This is a genomic window from Pseudomonas sp. WS 5412 (assembly GCF_012985615.1).
GTDB lineage: Bacteria > Pseudomonadota > Gammaproteobacteria > Pseudomonadales > Pseudomonadaceae > Aquipseudomonas > Aquipseudomonas shahriarae.
Genome location: NZ_JAARMB010000008.1, coordinates 26,638 through 50,021, shown reverse-complemented (window position 1 = coordinate 50,021; position 23,384 = coordinate 26,638). Strand labels below are relative to the sequence as shown.

Annotated in this window: 17 protein-coding genes; 5 read left to right on the top strand and 12 right to left on the bottom strand. The window is 62.9% G+C overall.

Annotation, left to right across the window (positions count from 1 at the left end; genetic code table 11):
- Positions 1-100 precede the first annotated feature (100 nt).
- Entirely contained in the window at positions 101-544 is a 444-nt protein-coding gene (locus HBR94_RS12750) for an Lrp/AsnC family transcriptional regulator (protein ID WP_057438466.1), read from the top strand.
- A gap of 71 nt (positions 545-615) precedes the next feature.
- On the opposite strand, the gene HBR94_RS28680 is transcribed toward HBR94_RS12750, so the two are convergent.
- The 3 genes from HBR94_RS28680 to HBR94_RS12740 all read right to left on the bottom strand — a co-directional run bounded on the left by HBR94_RS28680 (position 616) and on the right by HBR94_RS12740 (position 1,610).
- Positions 616-747, bottom strand: coding sequence for a hypothetical protein (locus HBR94_RS28680; RefSeq protein WP_262383389.1), 132 nt, complete (start codon positions 745-747; stop codon positions 616-618).
- A gap of 4 nt (positions 748-751) precedes the next feature.
- Positions 752-979, bottom strand: coding sequence for a hypothetical protein (locus tag HBR94_RS12745; protein ID WP_081044249.1), 228 nt, complete (start codon positions 977-979; stop codon positions 752-754).
- A gap of 85 nt (positions 980-1,064) precedes the next feature.
- Positions 1,065-1,610 carry a hypothetical protein gene (locus HBR94_RS12740; protein WP_057438464.1) on the bottom strand — a complete coding sequence of 182 codons (546 nt, stop codon included), beginning with the start codon at positions 1,608-1,610 and terminating at the stop codon, positions 1,065-1,067.
- 375 nt (positions 1,611-1,985) lie between these two features.
- On the opposite strand from HBR94_RS12740, the gene HBR94_RS12735 reads away from it, so the two are divergent.
- The 3 genes from HBR94_RS12735 (at position 1,986) to HBR94_RS12725 (ending at position 5,400) form a co-directional block, all read left to right on the top strand.
- On the top strand, positions 1,986-3,395 hold the full coding sequence (locus tag HBR94_RS12735) for a circularly permuted type 2 ATP-grasp protein (RefSeq protein WP_057959664.1): 1,410 nt from the start codon (positions 1,986-1,988) through the stop codon (positions 3,393-3,395).
- 2 nt (positions 3,396-3,397) lie between these two features.
- Positions 3,398-4,348: an alpha-E domain-containing protein gene (locus tag HBR94_RS12730; RefSeq protein WP_170044909.1), complete on the top strand. Its 951-nt coding sequence runs from the start codon at positions 3,398-3,400 to the stop codon at positions 4,346-4,348.
- Positions 4,349-4,968: 620 nt separating this feature from the next.
- Positions 4,969-5,400, top strand: coding sequence for a nuclear transport factor 2 family protein (locus HBR94_RS12725; protein ID WP_057444786.1), 432 nt, complete (start codon positions 4,969-4,971; stop codon positions 5,398-5,400).
- Between the two features lie 3 nt (positions 5,401-5,403).
- Here HBR94_RS12725 and HBR94_RS12720 read toward each other — a convergent pair whose 3' ends face one another.
- The 3 genes from HBR94_RS12720 to HBR94_RS12710 form a co-directional block, all read right to left on the bottom strand.
- On the bottom strand, positions 5,404-6,339 hold the full coding sequence (locus HBR94_RS12720) for an alpha/beta hydrolase (RefSeq protein WP_170044908.1): 936 nt from the start codon (positions 6,337-6,339) through the stop codon (positions 5,404-5,406).
- 80 nt (positions 6,340-6,419) lie between these two features.
- Positions 6,420-8,672, bottom strand: a complete 2,253-nt coding sequence (locus HBR94_RS12715) for an ATP-dependent DNA helicase (protein WP_170044907.1) — start codon at positions 8,670-8,672, stop codon at positions 6,420-6,422.
- Entirely contained in the window at positions 8,669-10,318 is a 1,650-nt protein-coding gene (locus HBR94_RS12710) for a VRR-NUC domain-containing protein (protein WP_170044906.1), read from the bottom strand. Before HBR94_RS12710 ends, HBR94_RS12715 begins: the two co-directional genes overlap by 4 nt.
- Positions 10,319-10,506: 188 nt before the next feature.
- Here HBR94_RS12710 and HBR94_RS12705 point away from each other — a divergent pair, with 188 nt between their 5' ends.
- Positions 10,507-10,731, top strand: a complete 225-nt coding sequence (locus HBR94_RS12705) for a YgdI/YgdR family lipoprotein (protein ID WP_057438460.1) — start codon at positions 10,507-10,509, stop codon at positions 10,729-10,731.
- Between the two features lie 44 nt (positions 10,732-10,775).
- Here HBR94_RS12705 and HBR94_RS12700 read toward each other — a convergent pair whose 3' ends face one another.
- From HBR94_RS12700 to HBR94_RS12675, 6 genes are all read right to left on the bottom strand, one after another.
- Positions 10,776-12,623, bottom strand: coding sequence for a polyurethanase (locus tag HBR94_RS12700; RefSeq protein ID WP_057959667.1), 1,848 nt, complete (start codon positions 12,621-12,623; stop codon positions 10,776-10,778).
- A 101-nt stretch (positions 12,624-12,724) separates the two neighbouring features.
- Positions 12,725-15,856 (bottom strand): autotransporter serine protease, encoded by a 3,132-nt coding sequence (locus HBR94_RS12695; RefSeq protein ID WP_170044905.1) that lies wholly within the window; start codon positions 15,854-15,856, stop codon positions 12,725-12,727.
- Positions 15,857-15,887: 31 nt separating this feature from the next.
- A complete protein-coding gene (locus HBR94_RS12690; RefSeq protein WP_170044969.1) occupies positions 15,888-18,812 on the bottom strand; it encodes an autotransporter serine protease in 2,925 nt (974 codons plus the stop codon).
- 66 nt (positions 18,813-18,878) lie between these two features.
- Positions 18,879-20,216 carry a TolC family outer membrane protein gene (locus tag HBR94_RS12685; RefSeq protein ID WP_057959670.1) on the bottom strand — a complete coding sequence of 446 codons (1,338 nt, stop codon included), beginning with the start codon at positions 20,214-20,216 and terminating at the stop codon, positions 18,879-18,881.
- A gap of 2 nt (positions 20,217-20,218) precedes the next feature.
- Positions 20,219-21,541, bottom strand: coding sequence for an HlyD family type I secretion periplasmic adaptor subunit (locus HBR94_RS12680; RefSeq protein WP_170044904.1), 1,323 nt, complete (start codon positions 21,539-21,541; stop codon positions 20,219-20,221).
- The gene (locus tag HBR94_RS12675; RefSeq protein WP_170044903.1) at positions 21,538-23,289 is read right to left on the bottom strand and encodes a type I secretion system permease/ATPase; all 1,752 of its coding nucleotides are present in this window, start codon (positions 23,287-23,289) and stop codon (positions 21,538-21,540) included. Before HBR94_RS12675 ends, HBR94_RS12680 begins: the two co-directional genes overlap by 4 nt.
- Positions 23,290-23,384 lie beyond the last annotated feature (95 nt).

The following is a 23,384-nucleotide window of genomic DNA, read 5'->3' as shown; positions in this document are numbered from 1 at the left end:
GCAATCTGCGTCGATCAGGCTCCAGCGCCTGAGAAAGGCCAATGGCGGTGTTTGCCTATTCTTATTAGGCAAAAATTCAGGTTCACCTAAGGAGCCCAGCATGATTGACGTTATCGACCAGCAACTGCTCGCTGCCTTGATGGACGACTCGCGTTGCTCGCTCAAGACCTTGGCCGGCATAACCGGCCTGTCCTCACCCAGTGTCGGCGAACGCTTGCGCCGCCTGGAGGAGCGCGGGGTGCTGAAGGGCTATACCGTGGAGGTCGACCCCAAACATTTTGGCTACTTGCTGCAAGCCATCGTGCGCATCCGCCCCCTGCCCGGCCAATTGCAGGAGGTTGAACGGCAGATCCAGGCGATCCCGGAATTCACCGAGTGTGACAAGGTGACCGGCGACGACTGCTTTATCGCGCGGCTGCACGTGCGCACCATGGATCAGTTGGACACCTTGCTTGACCGCCTCAACGGCTATGCCGAAACCAACACCGCCATCGTCAAGAAAACCCCGGTCAAGCGCCGGCTGCCGCCGTTGGCAGGTGGGTGATGCCAGGGTTGATGCACGCTCCTCTCGCTTTGGATCACATAACAAGCTGGCTAGCTGATGCGGCGCTGACGCTAGGCACCAGCACTGCCCTCGTCCGCCACCTCATCCTCCTCAATCAGCGGCACTTGCGCATCATCCATCAACGATCCGGGGTCTTCATTGCCCGGATCATTGATCGGTTCCTCTTCGGCTGGAATGTGCATGGCCTTAGCCGCCCGGGGTATCAATGTCAGCGTCGGTCTGCGGCTTGGGCTCGCGCTCTGGCTTGAAGTCCGGGCTGTACTCATTGTCCCTGGCCACCTTGTCGGTGGCGGGTTGTGGGTCCTTGGGGGCGGCGGCTGCGGTGCCGGGAGCGGGCACTTGGCGAGTCTCGTCATCGATGGCCGGATCGTTCCTGCCGCTGACGTGTGGGTCTGGGCTGTGACGGGTGCTCATGGGAACCTCTTTATCCGATGGTGTAAGGTTAAGGTGCCGCACTGGTGGATGAAGTTCAGTCCGGATGACCTGTACTGATCAATGGTCACGCCCCCGGATTGTCCACCTGGATATAGAACGCAAACGCCGCCAGCAGTATCCAGAACACCATGAACAACCACGGCGTGCGCACCGAAAACAGCAACGACTTGCGATAACCCTTGTGCGACGACTCGGTCTCGCAGAACAGCGGTGACTCATCGTATGCCATGCCCATCACCGGCTCGCTGCGCAACAACTCGCTTTGCTTGAAGTGCCAGTGGTCAATGATGTCGTAGGCTGCGCGGATGCCCGGCCAGGCATTGAGCGAGCTGAACACCCCGAGCATCGACAACAGCAGCGGAACCACCAGGGTAAACAGCTTGCCCCACTCCGGGTTGAGGTTGCCCATGCACGACACAAAGGCAATCACCAAAAACGACTGCGCCGTCAGGTAGGCATCGGTGCGGTTGGCGAGGATGGTGGTTTCGTACTGGATTTCCCGGCGATAGAAGTCCAGTCGGTCCTTGGGCGAACCGAAAATCTTGGCGTTGTGTTCGGTGTGGTCAGTCAGCGCCGATTCCGGGCTGTGCGGGGAGATGATTCTGGGCACAATCGTTGATCCTCAGAGTGCTTAATCTCCTTAGAAGAACCGCCCATCGCCGAAGTTCAGGTCAATCGCCTGCACCGTTATAGAGCACAGACTGCGCATATCACGCACTGCACTTGCGCAGGCTGCTCCAGTAACGGGCTGATACACCGTGTAATCCCCATAAACGCGGTTCCGGCACAGCCATTGCTTTACTCCTGTAATCCCCTGCCTGCCCAGGTGAACACAGGAGCAACTGTTACCCCCCGACTCAGAGCCGACTCCAAAAGAAAGTAAGGACCCGGTCCGTTGGCGCCAAAAGCCACGGGCTCATAACAATGCGTTTTCTAAAGCGGCAGTGCCTGCAGCCTTTCACCCGGCACTGACAAGGTAATTGGAATGGCTCGATCTTTCTTTGATGAGATGAATGACGCAAACGGCGTATGCCGTGCGCACTACCAGGATTTTTCCCGCTGGCTGGCCAACACCCCGCCGGAACTGCTGGCCCAGCGCCGCCGTGAGGCCGACCTGCTGTTCCACCGCGCCGGCATCACCTTCACCCTGTACGGTGACGAGCAGGACACCGAGCGCCTGATCCCCTTCGATATCATCCCGCGCAGCATCCCCGCCAGTGAATGGAGCGTGATCGAACGCGGCTGTATCCAGCGGGTCAATGCGTTGAACATGTTCCTCGCCGATATCTACCACGACCAGCGCATTATCAAGGCCGGGATCATTCCCGCCGACCAGGTGCTGGGCAATGAAGGCTATCAGAAGGCCATGGTCGGCCTGGACCTGCACCGCAATATCTACTCCCATATCTCCGGTGTCGACCTGGTGCGCGATGGCGATGGCACCTACTACGTCCTCGAAGACAACCTGCGCACCCCCAGCGGCGTGAGCTACATGCTCGAAGACCGCAAGATGATGATGCGCCTGTTCCCGGAAGTGTTTGCCAAGCAGCGCATCGCGCCGGTGGATCACTACCCCAACCTGCTGCTCAAGACCCTGAAAAGCGCCAGCCGCCTGGACAACCCCAATGTCGTGGTGCTGACCCCGGGGCGCTTTAACAGCGCGTTCTTCGAACATGCGTTCCTGGCCCGGGAAATGGGGGTGGAGCTGGTCGAAGGCGCCGACCTGTTCGTGCACGACCTCAAGGTGTTCATGCGCACCACCGACGGCCCGAAAGCCGTGGATGTGATCTACCGGCGCATCGACGATGCCTTCCTCGACCCCCAGGCCTTCAACCCCGAATCCATGCTCGGCGTGCCTGGCCTGGTGGCCGCCTACTGCGCCGGCAATGTGGTACTGGCCAATGCCATCGGCACCGGGGTGGCCGACGACAAATCCATCTACCCCTATGTGCCGGAGATGATTCGCTTCTATCTGGATGAAGAACCGGTGTTGCAAAACGTGCCGACGTTCCAGTGCCGCAAGCCTGAAGAACTGTCCCATGTACTGGCGCACCTGCCCGAGCTGGTGGTCAAGGAAACCCAGGGCTCCGGCGGCTACGGCATGCTGGTGGGCCCAGCCGCCTCGGCGGCCGAGATCGAGGACTTCCGCCAACGCATCAAGGCCCGGCCCCATGCCTATATCGCCCAGCCAACCTTGAGCCTGTCGACCTGCCCGACCTTTGTCGAAAACGGCATCGCGCCACGGCATATCGACCTGCGTCCGTTTGTGCTGTCGGGCAAGGAAACCCGCCTGGTGCCAGGCGGCCTGACCCGGGTGGCATTGCGTGAAGGCTCATTGATCGTCAACTCGTCGCAAGGCGGCGGAACCAAGGACACCTGGGTGGTGGAGGGCTGAGTATGCTGAGTAGAACCGCCGCAGATCTGTATTGGATGTCGCGCTACCTGGAACGCGCGGAAAACCTGGCGCGCATGCTGGAGGTCAGCTACTCGCTGTCGCTGATGCCCCAGGCCGGGCGCAATGATGGCCTGGACGAACTGGCGATGTCGCTGCTCAGCAGTGGCACCCTCGACAGCTACCTGGAGCGCCATCAACAACTGGACGCCGAGCGCATGTTGCACTTCTTCGCCCTCGACGAAGAAAACCCGGCCAGTATCTACAACTGCCTGCGCGCCGCCCGGGGCAATGCCCATGCGGTACGTGGGCGGATCACCGCCGACATGTGGGAAAACCTCAACGCCACCTGGCTGGAAATGCGCAGCATCGCCGCCGGCGGCCTGGCGCGCCATGGCATCAGCCACTTCTGTGACTGGGTCAAGCAACGCTCGCACCTGTTCCGAGGGGCCACGTCCGGCACCATCATGCGCAACGATGCCTATCGGTTTATCCGCCTGGGCACCTTTGTCGAGCGCGCCGACAACACCCTACGCCTGCTGGATGCACGCTACGAGATGTTTGGCGAAGAGTCCGAAGAAGTCAGCGACCTGTCCGCCCGCGGCTACTACCAGTGGAGCGCCCTGCTGCGTGCCTTGTCGTCGTTCGAGGCCTACACCGAGCTGTACCCCAATGCGCTGAATGCGCGTTCGGTGTCGGAACTGCTGCTGTTGCGCAGCGACGTACCGCGCTCGTTGCATGCATGTATCGAGGAGTTGAGCCATATCCTCGCCGACCTGCCGGGCAGTTACGGCCGTACGGCCCAGCGCTTGGCGGCCGAGTTTGAGGCGCGGCTGCGTTACACCGGTATTGATGAGATTCTCGAAGAAGGCTTGCACAGCCGGCTGACCGAATTTATCGACACCGTGCGCGAACTGGCGCGGGCGATCCACAGTTCCTACCTGGAGGTGGTTTGACCCCCCATATCCCGCTGTAGAGGTGGGTCCGTTATAGCCATAGGTATCTATTTTTTAGTGTTTCTTGGGTTTGTGTACATATCCGTTGCTGCGGTTATGGCGGCTATTGGTTCCGCTCTTACAGCGGGTCACTTTTGGAAAAGAGCCCCAAAAGTAACCAAAAGGGCTCTTGCCCCACCACTCGGTGCCTCGCCTAGGCTCGGCATGCCCGCAGTCAGGCATTGCTCCGTGGGCCCGCCGCGATCGGCCATCCATGGCCGTGTCGCGGCTACCCCGGCATCCATGCCGGGGTGCCCACTGCGCAATACCTGCCTGCGGCCATCGTGGTTTAACGGGGCGCCTGAGATCAAGATCAAAAGCCAGATCAAAAGCAGAGCAACAGCAAAGCCGGGGTGCGAAGCTGCATTCCCCTGTGGGAGCTGGCTTGCCTGCGATGGCGGTGTATCAGTCGATAAATGTATTGGCCGGTACACCGCCATCGCAGCGATGCGGCGACCCGACAAGCCCGCTCCCACAGGTGTGGTGTTTGCTCCAGACATATAACTGTCAGTTTGGATCATTGATCCCACCTCGCGGCTGCTCTTATGGTTGTTCGACACTCATAAGAACAGGTACAGACCATGTCCGACGCTCTGCAATTAGCCACCCCGGCCGCCCATACCCTAAAACGCTGGCACACCATGCTGGCCACTGCCGATCTCAAAGCCCTGCCCGAACTGCTGGCGCCGGAGGCGGTGTTTCGCTCGCCCATGGCGCATACGCCCTACCCCGGCGCGCCCGTGGTGTCGATGATCCTCAACACCGTGTTTACCGTGTTTGAAGACTTCCAGTACCACCGCGAACTGGCCAGCGCCGACGGGCACAGTGTGGTGCTGGAGTTCAGCGCGCGGGTGGGCGACAAGCAGCTCAAGGGTATCGACCTGATCCGCTTCAACGAACAGGGGCAGATCATCGAGTTTGAGGTGATGGTCCGCCCCCTGAGCGGGCTACAGGCTCTCGGTGAAGAAATGGGCCGGCGCCTGGCGCCGTTCCTGGCCAAGGCCAAGGGTTGATACTCAACGCCCGAGGAACTCCAGCAACCGGGCGTTGACCTGCGCCCCTTGCTCCACCTGGATCCAGTGCCCGCAGTTGGCCAGTACCTGCTGTTCCAACTGCGGTACCACCTCGGGCATGCGCTTGAGCGTATGTGCCTCGAATACCCCCACCGGATCGCGGTCGCCGATCAGGAACAGCGTCGGTTGTAACACTTGCCGCCCGGCCAGGAACTCGGTGCGCTGCCAGTTGCGCTCGAAGTTGCGGTACCAGTTCAACGGCCCGCGAAAACCCTGGGCGAAGGTTTGCACATAGATCTCCAGGTCGTGCTGGCTGCACCAGGCCGGCAAGGCGCCCGGCAGCGCGACACCCTCGAGCAAGGTCGCCGTGGCCGGCTTTTGCTGCAGGAATACATCCTGGTCCTGCATAAACAGGCGCAAGGTGCGTTCGATGTCCGCTTCCAGCTCCTGTTCGGCCACGCCGGGCTCCTGGAAGTACAGGATGTAGTTGAACCGCTCGGCGTACAGCTCGCGCATGATCTCGATCACCGGCCTGCGGGAGCGACCGGCAAAGGGCACCGACATTGTGACCAGGGCGCGGATGCGCTGCGGTTCCAGCAAGGCCAGGTGCCAGGCCACCACGGCGCCCCAGTCATGGCCGACCATCGCCACCCGACGATGCCCGAACAGGTCCATGGCGCCCTGGATATCTGCGCACAGGGTCAACAGGTCGTAGTCAGCAATGTCTGCAGGGGCACTGCTTGGCCCGTAGCCGCGCATTTGTGGGACGAACACCCGATAGCCGGCTGCCGCCAGCGCCGGTATCTGCAGTCGCCAGGAGTGCCAACACTCGGGAAAGCCATGGAGCAACCACACCGGCGGGCCGGTCTCGGGGCCGGCGATATGCAGGCTCAATTGAATACCGTTGACCTGGATCGTCTGTTGCTCGATAGCACTCATCACGCGGCTCCATCAGAGGGACTGCTGCAGACTGCCCCAGCAGCACGGCCTGCGCCAGCATCATTGATCGGGCAAATACCTCAGGTCACCGACCACCAGCGCGGCAGCAGTGGCCGCACCTTGGGCTCGGCAAAACGGTCATCAATCAGCATCACTACCCCCTGGTCCTGCTGGGTGCGAATAACCCGGCCGGCCGCCTGCACCACCTTCTGGATCCCGGGATACAGGTAGGTGTAGTCATACCCCGAACCGAAGATCGCGCCCATGCGCAGCTTCATCTGCTCGTTGACCGGATTAAGCTGCGCCAGGCCCAGGGTGGCGATAAAGGCCCCGATCAGACGCGCCCCCGGCAGGTCGATACCCTCGCCGAACGCCCCGCCCAGCACGGCAAACCCCACGCCCTGGCTATGCTGGGTGAACTGCTCAAGGAAGGCCTGGCGCTCGGCCTCGGCCATGCCCCGTGATTGATGCCAGGTCGGGATCGCCGGATGCCGCTCGGCCAGTAATTGCGCCACTTGCTGCTGGTAATCGAAACTGCTGAAAAACGCCAGGTAGTTGCCCGGGGTACGCGCAAATTGCTCGGCGATCAACGCCACGATGGGCTCCAGAGACGCCTGGCGATGCACAAACCGCGTGGAGATGCGATCGATGATGCGCACCTGCAACTGCGCGGCCTCGAACGGTGATTCGACGTCAATCCACGCGGTATCCGCCGGCAACCCCAGCAGGTCGGCGTAGTAATGCCGGGGGCTCAGGGTCGCGGAAAACAGCACGCTGCTGCGGGCTGCGGTCAAACGTGGACGGATAAATTCGGCCGGCACCACGTTGCGCAGGCTCAAGCGCGAGAAGCGGCGCTTGGCCAGCGGGTCGCGCTGGCTGATATCAAAAATAAACTGCTCGTTGAACAGCTCCGCCACCTTGGCGAACTGCAAGGCCTCGAAGTAAAAGCTTTGCAGTTCGCCCGTGAGCGCCTGCGGGTGGTCGTTGAAATACTCGCCCATGGCGCTGGTGCACAGGGCCAGGGCCTGCAACAGCTTGTCCGGTTTGCTGGCATAGGCCTGGTACACCGTGACCTGTTCCTTGTGCAGCGCATTCCATTCACGGTTGAGCCGCTGCAATGGCTTGTGCAAAGGCTCTGGGGCGCTATCGCGCACGCTCTTCAGGGCAAATTGATCAAGGTCGGCGCTGTACATCGCCCGGCCCCGCTCCACCAGGTTATGGGCCTCGTCCACCAGCACCGCGACCCGCCATTGGTTGAGTTGGGCGAGGCCAAACAGCATCGCGCCAAAATCGAAGTAATAGTTGTAGTCGGCGACCACCATGTCGCACCAACGCGCCATCTCCTGGCTCAGGTAATACGGGCACACCTCATGGGCCAGTGCCACCTCGCGCAGCGTGGGTTGATCCAGCAGGCGCACCTTGGCTGCGGCCTCGCGCGCGGCGGGCAGGCGATCATAAAAGCCTTTGGCCAGTGGGCAGGAATCACCGTGACAGGCTTTGTCCAGGTGTTCGCAGGCCTTGTCCCGCGCCACCAGCTCCAGCACCCGCAATGGCAGGTCGGCGCTGGCGTGCAGCACTCGCACCGCGTCCAGCGCCAGTTTGCGGCCGGGGGTCTTGGCCGTGAGAAAGAACAGCTTGTCCAACTGTTGTGGTGCCAGGGCCTTGAGCATCGGAAACACCGTGCCAATGGTTTTGCCGATCCCCGTGGGTGCCTGCGCCATCAGGCAGCGCCCGGTACTGACGGCCTTGTACACCGACTCGGCGAGGGTGCGCTGGCCCAGGCGAAAGTCCGCGTGGGGAAAGGCCAGGGCCCTGGTTGCGGTGTCACGGGCCTGGCGCTGCTGCGCCTGCTGGTCGGCCCAACCGAGAAACAGCGCGCACTGCTGATTGAAGAACTTCTCCAGTTCATCCGCAGGGCACAGCTGGTTGATCACGGTTTCGCGCTCGCTGACGATATCGAAATACACCAGCGCCAGCCCGATCTCAGGCAACCCCAGCTTGCTGCACATCAGCCAGCCATAGACCTTGGCCTGGGCCCAGTGCAGTTGCCGGTGGTTGGCCGGCTGGGCATCCAGGTCGCCACGGTAGGTCTTGACCTCTTCCAGCACGTTGCGATCCGGATCATAACCATCGGCGCGGCCGCGCACGCTCAGCTGTTGGTAGCCCCCTTCCAGGGCCACCTCACTCTGGTAATGCGCGCTTCGGCGGGACGCCACCGTGCGGTGGCCGAGCATGCCTTCCTGGGCACTGGGCGAAGGGGTAAACCGCAGGTCGAGGTCACCGACCTTGGCCGTGAACTCGCACAATGCCCGCACGGCGACCGTATAACTCAAGCGCCCTGCTCCGCCCAGCGGACATAACAGACGGTGACCGGCATCTCGTGCTCGCCACAGAACTCCAGCCAGCGCAATTGGTTGTCCTGCAGGCGGTCGCCCGGGCCTTTGACTTCGATCATGCGATAGGTTTTTTGCGCCGGCCAGAACTGGATCAGGTCCGGCATCCCGGCGCGGTTGGCGCGGATATCCAGCAACAGGCGGTCGAACCAGTGCCGCAGGTGCTCGGCGGGCAGGCAATCGAGGGCCTGCTCGAGCAACTCTTCGCTCAATACATTCCAGAACACAAAGGGTGACTGGATCCCCCATTTTTCGGCGTAGCGCTGGCGGATCGTGGTCTTGTAGCGCTGGTCGTGCAGTTGATCCAGGCAGGCGGCAAACAGTTCGGCGCGGCGCTGCTGGAAGTCCTCACTGTGCAAGTCCACCGGCCCGCGCTGGAACGGGTGAAAAAACGAGCCGGGCAACGGCGCGAAGATCGCTGGCCAGCACAACAGGCCGAACAGCGAGTTGATCAGGGTGTTTTCGACGTAGTGCACCGGCCCCGCGTCATCTCCCAGGTGCGCCTGCACGCAGAACTCCACGGCGGCCAGCGGTTGCGGGAATGGCAGTTCCAGGTCCAGGCGCTGGATCACCGGGGGGTTGGCCTTGGGCAGCGCCGGTTCGCCCAGCTTGCGCCGCAACCGCGGCAGCACCCGCAACAGGTGCTGCTGCTCGGCCGCACTGTGGGGCGCTGCCTGGGCCTCCAGGGCCAGGTCCATGGCCTGGGCGAACGCCTCTTGACGCTCCAGCACCCGGATCAGCCGTGCACGCGCGCCGGGGTAGGCACAATCGCGGTAGATCGCCTCGGCCAGGGCCAGTTCGGCGACCCGTTCGCAATGCTGGCCGACCTGGAACAGCAGCTTGGCCCGGCGCTTTTCCAGCCAGGGGTTATCAGTGGTCAGCGTGGCGATCTGCGCCAGCACCTCCGCCAACGGTTCACCGGCCTCGAAGGCCTGCTGGCATTGGTGCAGGAACAGCAGGCCAGACACATCGTCGCGATGGCGCAGGCCACGGGACTCGGCACAGAACTCAACCTTTTCGTAGGTGTAGATCCCCAGGTCCGCCAGTACAAACTCCGACCAGTCCTGGTACAGGTTGCCGAAAAACATCAGCCGCAGGCGGTCACACAGGTCCATCACCGTAAGGCTGTACAGCCGGTCGTCCAACTGCGGACACCACTGCGCAAACGTCCGCGGCTCGGTAAATTGGCTGGATAAACCGGGCAGCCAATCGGACTTCTTGCCCCTGGGCTGCTCGATCCACGGCTTGAACGCTTGCAGCACCTCGCCTTTTTGCAGTTGCCCCCACACCTCATCAAGCGCCAGCAGGCCCTGCTCATTCACCCAACCGTGAGCCAACAGTGGCTGCACGGCCACGTCGATCGGGCCGATCTCGAGGTAATTGAGCTTGCTCGCCCGAAAATGCAGGCCCTTGCGCATCACCATGCGCACCAGTAACGCCTGGGCCGGTTGCGGCAGCTGGGCGAACTGCGTAATGAAGCGCTGCTCTTCATCGTCCAGCACATCGGCATAGCGCTGCTCCAGCCAGTCGAGCACTTGCTGGAAGTTATGCAGGTAGTAAAACGGGTCTTCGAGGGGATTGGACATGACGGGCACTTGGGCAAACACTGGTTATGCATACAGATTGCCGCTGCCAGGCCTGCGTTGCAATCGCTAATAGATCAGTGGCGCACGCAACTTTTTGCATAAAAGTGATCAGATGGGGGTGGATCCGCGTAACATTTGTTGCCCGCAGCCGTTGAGCACGGGGTTTTCGAAGGATGAGAGTAAGGGTTATGAACATGAAGAACTGGGGCCTGCCGCTGGCTGCACTGACGTTTCTGGCATTGGCCGGTTGCTCGACGCCGACCGTCGTGACCTTGCAAAACGGTACGCAGTACCTGACCACAGACACGCCGAATGCCAAGACTCCCGATGGTTTCTACGAATTTACCGATATCGCCGGCAAGCGCGTACGGGTCAAGGCGGCGGATGTCGCGACCGTGCGCAAGGAAGACTGAACGAATCACCGTAGGAGCCGGCATGCCGGCGCCTACGGTTTGTTTCAGGTAATCACAAACGCCTCCGCCGACAGGCTGCCCAGCCCTACCCCCACCAGCGTCACCGAGTTATCGCCGAAGGTCAGCAACGTATCGCTGCCCACTGCCTTGGCATGGTCGAGGTAGTTGTACTGCCCGTCCACCCCCGCCACGCCCATAAATACCAATTTGTCCGTCGACTGGTAGCCCAGGATCCGGTCCTGGCCGAAGTCACCGTCGAACAGGAAGGTATTGCGCCCGCCACCCGCTTCCAGCAGGTCATTGCCGGCCCCGCCCACCAGAACATCGTTGCCTTTACCGCCGATCAGGTGGTCATTGCCGTCCAGGCCAAACAACCACTGCCCGCTATCGCCGGCCTTGAGCAGATTGGCGCCGGCATCGCCCTTGAGCGACGCCGCATAGGCGGTCAGGTCCTTGCCCGCCAGCAACCCCTTGTCGGTCACGCTGTGGGTCACCTCTTTGCTGAACAGCAACAGATAGCTTTCCTTGCTCACTATCGCGCCCATATCGCGGGTCATGCTGATACCGCCTTGGCCGTCGCGGATGTACAGGGTGCCTGCGCCATCGTTGGCCACTTCGACGTTTTTCAGCGACTGCTGCAAGTCCAGGGTGTTGAACCCCTTGCCGCCCAGCAGGATGTTGTAGCCGCCGCCATCACGGAAGGTATCGTTGCCGGCGCGACCTTCCAGGTAGTCGTTGCCCCGGCCACCCTGGATCAGGTCATTGCCGTCGCTGCCGATAATGAACGTACTGCCCTGGTGGGCTTCGGCGTTGCGGTTGAGGTCCTGCACCCAGGTGTTGGCGCGCGCCGGGTCCGACAGATTGGCGACGATGATCGTCGAATCACGGCTGGTCAGGTCATAGAACTTGGATTCGAGGATGCGGCTCATGCCATCGCCATAACCCGTGGGTAAATGGGAAATCCACGTCGGCAGGTTGAGAATGGAAAACGGCAGGATGTTCCAGAGCGTCGAGGCGTAGTGGTCGTTGAAGCTGACGATGTTATCGGCGCTGGAGGCATGCGGTTGGTCATGCACCCCGAGGGACGACAGGTTGAACGACGAACCGTCGAGGGCACGATAGACCGGGTCGTTTTCATAACCGATGTTCAACACCTTGTCGCCGCTGCTCTGGGTCGGCGAGGCATAGGCCACGTAGTTGGCGTCCTTATAGAAACCCGCCCAGGTGGTGTTGCTCAAGTCGGCCATGCTGTTGACCGCCAGGCCACCGAGGCTATGGCCGCTGACCAGTACATCCTGGCCACTGAGCCCCTGCGCGCCGGCATACGCGGCGACTTTGCCGAGCAAGTCGCCAAACGCCTGGCCCGCGTAGTTTTTCGCATAGTCCGCAGGGCCGAAGGCTGCCAGCAAGTCGCTGATCACATCGCCGATGGAATCGACAATCAGGTTCTCCCTGGGCCCCGAGGTGCCACGGAAGGCGATGCCGATTTCCAGCAGTTTGCCGGCGTCATCGTATTTGCCCAGGACTTCCACCTGGGCACTGGTATAGCCGGTTTTCTCACCAAAGAAGGTGCCCCGGGCATCGACCTTGCCGCCGTAGTCGAGGGTGCTGGCGCTGATGGGGGTCCAACCGGCCTTTTGCACCGCGTCGAGGGCGGCCTTTTCCGAGTCGGGGTTCCATGGGATACCGGGGATCACTCCCTGGGAGTCGGTGCTGCCCAGCAACGCCTGCACCAGGGTCACCGGCAAGCCAAGCCCCAGGCCATGCTGCTGGTAGCCCACGGCAAAGCCGTTATCCAGGTTGTGGTAGGAGTACAACGTGATCGCCATGGCATCGGCGAACAGTGCTTTGGAGTCCTCGGTAGTAAGATTTTTGTAGTCGTAGACACCCATGGTATTGCCTCTCTTTTGTTGGAATTGTCGAGAAAGCCAAAACGGTTGGAATGCTGTAACTGTGGGAGCAAACCTGCTCCCACAGTTTGGAGCTGCGGTGTTTAGAAGGCCCAGTCCAGGCTCAAGCCCACACCGTGGATTTTCTCCTTGCTGGCCAGCAGGCCGTTGTAGTCAAAGTTCAGCCGCGCATCCTTGGTCAGCGCCAGGCTGGCCCGCGCACCGACCAACGCCGCATCGCGCACCATCGGCGAGCTTTCCACGGCAAACGCAGTGCTACCCGAAGCAAACGCCAGGTGGCGCTCGGAATCAGTGGCGCTGAGGTTGTGCTGCCAGCCCAGGGTGCCGGAAACGTCGAGGGCCTGATGGTCGGTGACGTTGAAGGTCTTCAAGGCCCGTACGCCCAGGGTGCTGAGCACCAGGTCGCGGGTGTCATCGCCGCCCTTGAGCGCCGCTGCATCGCCTTTCTCGCTGAAGCCATCGCTGTCCAGATGCACATAGGCCAGGTTGGCGAATGGCTCCAGCGCCAGCGGTTGCAGGTTCAGGCGGTAAGCCGCTTCGGTAAAGACCTGGGTGCTGCGGGCATCGACCTTGGCTTTCTGCTTGCCGGCGACTTCGCCGTATTGCAGCTCACGCGTCACATCAGCACGGTGCCAGCTATAGGTTGCCCCGCCGCTCAGGCGCCAGGCGCCGATGTCGTGACCGGCATAGGCGCCAAAGTGGTAACTGTCCACCGATGCCCGCGAATGGGTGCCATCGCCCATGTTCAGCGAAGTGTCGCTGTAGCCGGCGACCAGGCCCAGGCGCGTGTCGTCATCCAGCGCACCGTCCACACCCGCCAGCAGGCCGCCGATGGAGGTGGTGTAGCCCGCCGTATCGCTGGCGCTGTCGGTTTTACCCCAGGCGCCGAGGGCCTTGATCCAGACGTTGCCACGCGAGTCGAGGGTTTGCGCTGAAGTGCCCATTTCCCCCTGCTGCAGGCGCTCGCCTACGGCTTCACGCAGGTAGCGGTTGTCGTTGACCAGCGCGGTTTCCAGGGCGGGGTAGATTTCCCCCGACAACTGTTGGAACGCCCCTTGCGCCGAGGCCGCACTCGGCGCCAGCAACAGGCTTTCATACACCCCGTTACCTGCACCCAGTTGCTCGGCAGCCGCCGCCACCGCACGTTGGTTATCGGTCGCCGCGACGCTGGCAAAGCTGTTGGCCGTGCGCGCGACATCCAGTTGCACGCCGTTGGCGCCATAGTTCAGGTTGCCGCCGACAAACAGGTAATTGGGCAGTACCGAGGCAAAACTACCGGTAATCCCCCCGGCCGCCTGCAGAATGTTGTACTGGCGGCCAATCAGGCTTTGCGCTTCGGGCTGGCTAAGCAAGGTCGGGCTGTTCTCCAGGGCCAGGGTCACAGTGCCGCCGTTGAGGGTCGCCTTGCCACCGGCGACGATGCGGTCGCTGCTGGTCGTGGACAGCTCTACCGCATAGGTGGAGCCCGCATCGAAATTGACATCCCCAGCCACATTCAAGGTGCCGATGGAGTTGCCCGGCGCGACCGTACCGCCGCTTTTCGCGTTTAGCGCGCCGATGCTACCGGCCCCGCCCAAGACCCCGCTGTTGCTGACAGTGACCTGCGATGTAAGCGAGCCATTGACCGCCAGCAAGCCTTGATTGACCAGGGTCGGCCCGCTGTAGGTGTTGCTGCCGGTCAGCACCAGAGTGCCGATGCCCTGTTTGGTCAGGCCACCGTGACCGGAAATGTTGTTGCTCCACACGTCCCGCCCGCAGTGCACATCGGTGCACAGGCGCTCGGTGGGCTTGCCGGCATCGACCACCGCCCCAACCCCGGGCAAGTCCGCGACAAACTGGCCGCTGCCATAGCCACCGTCGATGCGAAACTCGGCCGGAATATCCTCGGCGGTGATAAACATCCCCGGGCCGTTGACCGCCTTGCCCAGGTTGATCATGCCCCAGCCGTACAGGGAGTCGATGCCCGGTGCGCCAAGGTCGGTGGCGGTGGTCTTGAGCAGCGTGGAAATCTGCTCGCCGCTCATATACGGGAAACGCTCCATCAACACCGCGGCCGCGCCCGCCACATGGGGTGCGGCCATGGAGGTACCGCTTTTATTGTTCCAGCCCAGGTTCATGTTATCGACGGTGGTGCCGACCATCACCGAGCTGTAGATCGCCGTGCCCGGTGCCGATACGCAGATGCTCGCGGCATACCCGCAGCGCGAGGAGAAGGTGCTGATCACATAGGGGTTGGGGCTGTTGACGTCCGGGTTGCGCTGCAACGCCGCCACCGACAGCCAATTGGGTGCGATCTCGGGGACAAAATACGCCAGGCCGGAAATCGCATCGGGGTTGTTCAGGTTGTAGTCGTTGCCGGCGGCAAAGATTGTCAGCACGCCGCTACGCGCCGCATTGATCGCGCCCGAATAAGCGCCCCCTGCAGCGGTGCCCAGCAAGGGTTTGATCTGGTCGAACTGCGCCTGCGCCTCGCTGAGACCGAAATGGGGGAACGCCGGGTCCTTGCCGCCCTGGGCAAACTGATCGCCAATGCCGATGCCCCAGCTGTTGTTGATGATGCGCGCACCATTGGCCACCAGGCTGTCCCAGCCGGCCTGGTACACCGCGCCGTCGTTGCCCAGGATGATCCCGTCTTCGGGGCCGGGGTCGCCGTTCTCGGCGCTGAGGATCTGTGCGTTGTAGGCCACGCCGTGCATCGGCCCACCGTTACGGTCGCCGGCGGCAATGCCACCGACATGGGTGCCGTGGTCGCCCAGCTTGCCATTGGAACCCTGGGACGGTGTGCCGTCATAGCGGAACGGGTCACCGGCCTTTACCGGGATGTACGGGTCGGTGTACTGGCGGATCCCTTCAGTGACCAGGGTCTGCACCTTGCCCGGGCTGGAGAACTCAGGGTGCAAGGCGTACACCGGCTGGTCGAAAATCCCCAGCTTCACGCCCTTGCCGCTGTAACCGGCGGCATACGCCACATCGGCATTCACCGCCCCCAGGCCCCAGTCGGCCTTGAATTCATTGCTGCGCCAACTGGCGACATCCCCCAGCTTGCCGGTTTCGACGTAGGGTGCGGCCTGGGCGGTACCCAGGCTGGCCAGGCAACACAGCAACGCGCCGTATGGCACGCGACTCAGGGCCTTGAGCGGGTAGCCCGGGCCTGTTGGGATGGCGGAGTGAAACCCTCGTTGTTTTACGTTCACGGTGACCTTCCTTAGTTTCATTGCGTTTGTTGTTCTTTTTGTTGGCGCCGCTTCAGAACTGCCAGTCGAGGCTCAGGCCCACGCCCTGGTTGTTCTCCTTCGCACCCAATTGGCCGCTGTAATCGAGGTTGACCCGCGTGGTCTCGCTCAATGCCAGGCTGGCCTTCAAGCCCACCAGCGTGGCGTTGCGCTGCAACGGCGTGCTTTGCACGGCAAACGATGGGCCGCCGGCAACAAAGGCCAGGTGCTCCTCGGATTCAACCGGTGTCAGGCTGTGCTGCCAGCCGAGCGAGCCGGAGAGTTCCAGTTGCTGGCGGTCATTCAGCGGCACTGTTTTAAGGGCGCGCAGGCCCAGGGTGCTCAGGGTCGCGTCGCGGCGATCACTGCCGCGCTGCAGGGCGGCGGCATCGCCTTTTTCATGGAAGCTTTCGCTGTCCAGGTGCACATAGGCCAGGTTGGCAAACGGTTCCAGGGCCAGCGCTTGCAGGTTCAAGCGGTAGGCCGCCTCGGTGAACACCTGCAGGCTGCGTGCATCCAGCTTGGCCTTTTGCTTGGCGCTGACGTCGCCGTATTGCAGGTCGCGCTGCACATCGCCGCGATGCCAGCTGTAGGCGCCGCCCACACTCACGCGCCAGTTGCCCAGCTCACGCCCGGCATAGGTGCCCAGGTGGTAGCTGTCGACATCGGCCGACGAGTGCGTGCCATCGCCCATGTTCAGCGAGCTGTCGCTGTAGCCCGCCATCACGCCGACGCGGGTCTGTTCGTCCCACTGGCCATCGACCCCCAGCAACATTCCGCCGATAGAGCGGGTGTACCCCGCGTATTCGCTGCTGCTGTCGGCCTTGCCCCAGGCACCAAGTGCCTTGATCCAGAGGTTGCTTTCGCCGGTCGCCGGCACATGGCGCAGGCGCTCACCGACGGCCTCGCGCACATGGCGGCTGTCGTTGATCAGCATCGCGCCCACCGCCGGGTAGATTTCGCCAGACAACTGCTGGAAGGCCTGGCGCGCGACCACTGCGGAGTCGGCACTCAGCACGCTTTCATACACCGGGTTGCCGGCCCCCAACTGCTCGGCAGCGGAAGCCACGGCAAGCTGGTTGCGGGTCGCCGCGACGCTGGCAAAGCTTGCGTCATTGCGCGCGATAGCCAGTTGCACGCCGTTAGTGCCGTAATCGAGGTTGCCGCCCAGAAACAGATAGTTGGGCAATACCGCAGCAAAACTGCCGGTCACTCCGCCCGCCGCCTGCAAGATGTTGTACTGGCGGCCGATCAGGCTTTGCGCCTGGGGCTGGCTGAGCAGGGTCGGGCTGTTTTCCAGGGCCAGGGTCACGGTGCCGCCGTTGAGGGTGGCCTTGCCGCCCGCGACGATACGATCGCTGCTGGCGTCCGACAGCTCCACCGCATAGGTGGAACCGGCCTCGAAGCGCACATCCCCGGTCACGTTCAAGGTGCCGATGGAATTGCCCGGCGCAATCACACTGCCGCTGTTGGCCTGCAATGCGCCGATGCGCCCGGAACCGCCCAAGGTCCCGCCAGGGTTGACCGTGACCGCCGAGGTCAACGAACCATCGACCTTCAATACACCGCCATTGACCGTGGTCGGGCCACGATAGGTGCTGTCGCCACTGAGCAGCAGGCTACCGGCGCCGGACTTGATCAGGCTGCCTTGGTAAATGCGCTGGACCGCCGCCGCATCTCGGGCCATGCCCACCGCGTAGTCGGTCTGCTCCTGCTGGCTGGCGCCGGCGCCAGGACCATTTTCCCAGCCCTTGTCCTGCACGGTCTGTTGCCATGCCAGGTGTTCGGCGCTGTCTTCCGCCTGGCGCTGCAGCAGCGCCTTGTCGGAAATGCCATTGCTCCACACATCGCCCTGCCCGGCCGCCAGATTGACGTCCATGGCGCCCAGTAACTGCCCCGGTCCATGCATCGCCCGGCCAAGGTCCGGCACGCCCCAGCCGACCGTGGCGTTCGGCGCGTCGGTCACCGAACCGTCCAGTTGCGTGGCCGTCGTCAGCAACACCTGCAAGGCCTGCTCGTTGTTCAAGTACGGGTAGCGCTCCATCACCAGCGCCAAGGCGCCCGTGGCATGGGGCGCCGACATCGAGGTGCCGGACTTGACCGCATAACCGCCGCCAGGGATGGTGCTGTCGATCTTCGCGCCGGGGGTGGAGATGCACCAGTACTTGGCGATGCCGCACTGGTTGTACTTCTGGTTATTGGCCTGGTCCAGGCCCGACACCGCCAGCCAGTGGCCTTCCAGCGCCGGCTCAAAGTACGGCAAGGCCGAGCGCACGCTGGCGTTGGCATAACCGCTGTTGCCGGCGCTGAACACGTTGATCACCCCGGCGCGCGCCACATCGGCGGCGGCGTCCAGCCAGGTGCCCTGGTTGAAGTGTTGCGCGTAGGCGGCGTGTAGATCACCCAGGGTCTGGTAGCTGACATCCTTGGGCTGGCTGCCCCAGCTGTTATTGATCACGCGTACCCCGGAATCGACCATGGCGCTGTACACCGCCTTGAAGTACTTGGGGTCGGGCGTCGGGCCAAACAGGAAGCTGTCGTTGGCGTTGGTATTGCCCACATAGATCTGCGCGTTGTAGGCCACGCCATGCATACCGTTGCCGTCCCGCGCAGCCGCCATGGTGCCGGTGACGTGGGTGCCATGGGAGTCGTTGTTGGGATTCAGCGCGCCGGTGGTGGAAAACGGGCTGCCATCCACGTAAGTGCCGCTGGCGGTCACCGGGTGAAAACGCTGCGGGGAGGCTTCCGGGTGGCTGGCATCAAAACCCGAGTCCAGCGCGCCGATCTTCACCCCGGCACCGCTGATCCCGGCGGCATAGGCTTGATCAGCCTGCATGCGGCCCAGGCCCCAGTCCCTTTGATATTCCGCCGAGCGCCAACTGGCGGGGTCGCCCAGCTTGCCGGCCTCTACATAGGGCGCGGCCTGGGCAGTGCCAAGGCTGGCCAGCCCACACAGCATGACGCAGTGATAGCCTCGTTGTTTCGCGTTCACGGTGACCGTCCTCACTTTTATTGTGTTTTTTATTCAGCGCGGGCCTGGGCCAAAGGCTTCGTCGACCTTGGCCAGGTCGGTGTCACGCAAGTTGCCCGCGTAGTAATGCAATTTGGTCCAGGCCATCAGGTAGTCGTAACGGGCCTGGGCCAGGTCGCGACGGGTGCTGTACAGCTGCTGCTCGGCGTTGAGGGCATCGAGGTTGACGCGCTCGCCGCCAAGGATGCTTTGCTTGGTCGACACCACCAGCGCTTCAGCCGAGGCCAGGGCCTTTTGATAGGCGCGCAGCTTGCTGACCCCCGACAGGCAGGCACTGAACTGGCGCCGCAGCTCGATCAGGGTCTCGCGGGTCTTGCCCTCCAGCTCGTACTCGGCCTGCTCCATGGAGCGACTGGCCTGGCGGGTGGACGCCGAGACGCCGCCCCCAGCATACAACGGCACGCTGACTTCAATGCCGATGGTGTTGGTGTCGTAGCGCTGGTTGTAGGTGTTGCCGCTGTCGGACTCCTGCTGGCGCGAACTGGCATACGCGGTGATGCGTGGCAGATGCCCGGCGCGGTTGCGTTCCACCTCATAGCGCGCCACTTCCACGGCCTGGCGCTGGGAGGCCAGGGTCGGGTTGTTGGTCAATGCCAGTTCGTGCCAGCTGTCGTAGTTGGCCGGGGCCAGGGTCAAGGCGGCGAAGTCCTGGTTCAGTGGCGCGAGGTCGGCAATGTCGACGCTCTGTACGCCAAGCAAAGCCCCCAGTTCGCGCAGTGACGCGTCCTGCTCGTCGAGCGCCTGGATCTCTTCGGCCGTCGCCAGTTCATAACGGGACTCGGCCTCCAGAATGTCGGTACGCGTACCCTCGCCTTGCTGGAACAGGTGCTGGTTCTGCTGGAACTGTTGCTCGTAGGCCTTCTTCTTGGCCCGGGCGATGTCGATCTGGTCCTGGGCGAACAGGGCCTGGGTGTAATAGGTCAGCACCCGCACCAACAGCGCCTGGCTCTTGTCGCGAAAGCTCTCATCGGCAAACAGCGCCTGGGCCACGCCCTTGCGGTAGTTGGCATAGGCTTCGTAGTCGAACAGCGGCTGTTGCAGGGTGAAGGTCGAACCGAAACTGTTGTAGTTGCGGTCGTCGTGATAGTGGCCGCCACGGCCATCGGGCAGGTTGGCCTGGGAGTTGTTGCGGCCCTTGTTGTAGTTGTACGACAGCCGGGGCAACAGGCCGGCGCGGCCGATAGTGCGGTTTTCCAGGCCGGCGTCACGCTCCTTGATTGCGCCGAGGAAGGCTGGATCGTTACGCAGGGCCTGTTCATACACATCGAACGGGCCCATGGCTGCCTGGGCGCCGGTGCAGGCGAGAAACAAGGCGATGAACACAGGCTTCATGCTCATTCCTCGGTCAACGCAGAGCCGGCACGGTCGAGCAGCGGCTTGAACAGGTAGTTGAGCAGCGAGCGCTCGCCGGTGCGCACGAACATCTCGGCGGGCATGCCCGGCTTGATCACCAGGCCCTGGAGTTTTTCCAGGGCAACATCGCTGACCGTGGTGCGCAGCACGTAATACGGCACACCGGTTTTTTCGTCGAGCAACTGGTCGGCGGAGATCAGGCTCACCTCCCCCGGCACCCGGGGCGTGCGGCTCTGGTTGAAGGCGGTGAACAGGATATCCACCGGCAGATCGGTGCCGACCTTGTCCACCAGGTTCACCGGCAGCCGCCCTTCGACTTCCAGGCGCGTGCCCTGGGGCACGATTTCCAGCAGGGTTTCCCCGGCCCGCACCACCGCACCGATGGTGTGCACGCCGAGGTTGACCGCAATGCCATCGGCCGGCGCGTTGATTTCACTGTGTTGCAGGTCAAAGCCGGCGGAGGTCAGTTGCTGCTCCAGGGTCAGGCTGCGCAGTTGCGCGTCGGCCAACTGGCTGCGGACTTCCTTCTGGTACTCCTCGCTGTGCTGTTGCAACTTGAGGCGCGATTCGAGGATGCCCTGCTCCAGGCGCCCGCTTTCGCCGCTGTTCTGCGCCAGGTCCTGTTGCACCTGGGACAGTTGGCGCTGGTACTCCAGCAGGCGGTTGCGCGGGATATAGCCGTTGTCTGCCAAAGGTTGCAGGTTGGCCAGTTGGTCACGCAGCGATTGCGCCTGGGCGCTGAGGTCCGTGCGGGCGCGGCGCATGCCGTTGAGCTGGGCGCTGGCGCCTTCGATATTGGCGCGGATCCCCGATTGCTCGCGGGCAAAGGCCTCGCGCCGGCTGCTGAACAGTTGGCGCTGGCCTTCAAGTACCAGGGCCAGCGCAGGATCGGGGTTGGCACTCAGTTCAGCGGGAAAGGTCACGGCCGGCAAGCTGTCGCGCTCGCTCTGCCAACGGGCGACGCTGGCCCAGGCCATGCGGTACTGGGCTTGCAGGGAATGCACATCGGCCTGGCTTTGGGTCTGGTCGAGGCGAAACAACGGCTGGCCCTGTTTGACTACCTCGCCTTCGCGCACCAGGATCCGGCTGACCACGCCGGGGCTCAGGGTTTGCACGGCCTTGCGCTTGCCGGACACCACCACCGTGCCCTGCACCGGGATCCCCTGGTCCAGCGGCGCAAGGCTGGCCCAGAGGAAGAATCCCCCGGCGCCAACCACCGTCATCAGCCAGCCCAGGCGGGAGAAAAAGCGCGCATCGCGCTCGGGAAAGGTCTGCTCGAGTGGCAGGCTGTTATCGGTACTCATTGGCCTGGATTCCTTGCCGCAGGATATTGACGGTTCAAGCTGACGCCGGCCTTTTCACGGGGGGGCTCCGCGTGGCCGGACAGTGCCCGCAGCACCTCCTGGCTGGGGCCAAAGGCTTGCAGGCGCCCTTCATTGAGCACCAGCAACTTGTCGGCCTGGGCCAGGGCCGAGGAGCGATGGGTCACCAGGATCACGCTGCTGCCCTGGGCTTTCATCTGCATGATGGCGCTGGCCAGGGCGGCTTCGCCTACGGTGTCGAGGTTGGAGTTGGGTTCGTCGAGCACGATCAGGCGCGGCCCGCCATACAACGCGCGGGCCAGGGCCACCCGCTGTTTCTGCCCGCCGGACAAGCCGCTGCCGTCGTCGCCCAACACCGTGTCGTAGCCCTGGGGCAAGCGCAGGATCAGGTCATGCACCCCGGCTTGCTGGGCGGCCTGCACCACCCGCTCGGGGTCAGCCTGGCGAAAACGTGCAATGTTGTCGGCGATGCTGCCGCTGAACAGTTCGATGTCCTGGGGCAAGTAGCCGATATGGGGGCCGAGGTCGTCGCGGTCCCAGCGATGGATATCGGCGCCGTCCAGGCGCACCGTGCCGGCCAGGGTTGGCCACACCCCCACCAGCACCCGCGCCAGGGTCGACTTGCCGGAGCCGGAGGCGCCCAACACCCCCAGCACTTCACCGGCCGCCAGCTTGAAGCTGACCTGATGTAAGGTCGCCGCCCGCCGCCCCGGCGGCCCGGCGCTGACCTGCTCGAAACTCACCTGGCCCTGAGGCGCCGGCAACGCCATGGCCTGCGCCCCAGGCGGGAACTCCTGCAACAGCTCATCGAGGCGTTGATAGGCCAGCTTGGCCGAACTCCATTGCTTCCACACGGCGATCAACTGGTCAATCGGGCTCAGCACCCGGCCCATCAGAATGGTGCCGGCAATCATCATCCCGGCCGTCATCTGCCCCTTGATCACCAGCAAGGCGCCCAAGCCCAGCACGAGGGATTGCAGGAGCAGGCGCAGGGATTTGCTCAAGGAGCTGATCACCGAACCGGTGTCGCTGGCCCGGTTTTGCAGGCCGAGGAATTGTGAATGCACCTGGAACCAGCGACTGCGCAGCGCCCCCAGCATGCCCATGGCCTGGATGGTCTCGGCGTTGTGCAAGTGGCTGGTGGCCAGTTGGGTGGACTGCTGGGAGTAGCCGCTGGCTTCGCGCAACGGCTTTTTGGTCAGGTATTCGTTAAGGCACGCCAGGCCGATCAACAGCACCGCACCCGCCGTAGCCAGCACTCCCAGCCACACGTTGAACAGGAAGATCACCAGCAAGTAGATCGGGAACCACGGCGCATCGAAGAACGCAAACAACGCCGGCCCCGTGAGGAACTGGCGGATATGGGTCAAATCCCCGAGCGATTGCCCGGCGTGCCCCTCACCCCGTTGCAGGTTGCGCTCGAAGGCGGCCTTGTACACCTGCAGGTTGAACCGCCGCTCCAACTGGCTGCCGATACGGATCACGATAAAGCTGCGGACGATTTCCAGGGTGCCGATAAAAGCAAAGAAGCCCACCACCATCAGGGTCAACATCACCAGGGTGGTTTCATTCTGCGAGGACAGTACCCGGTCATACACTTGCAGCATGTAAATGGACGGCACCAGCATCAGCAGATTGATCAGCGCGGTAAAGCAACCGACGCTGATCAGGATACTTCTATAATCGCCGAGGGCTTTAAACAGTGGTGCAGTGGGAGTGGTCTTCGCCATGTTGCCTGATCTTCCCTGGACTGAAATACGCGCAATAGTCTGCCGAGCGCCCCAAACAATGGGGCGGGCAACTATTTCAATAGTGTTTAATGCGT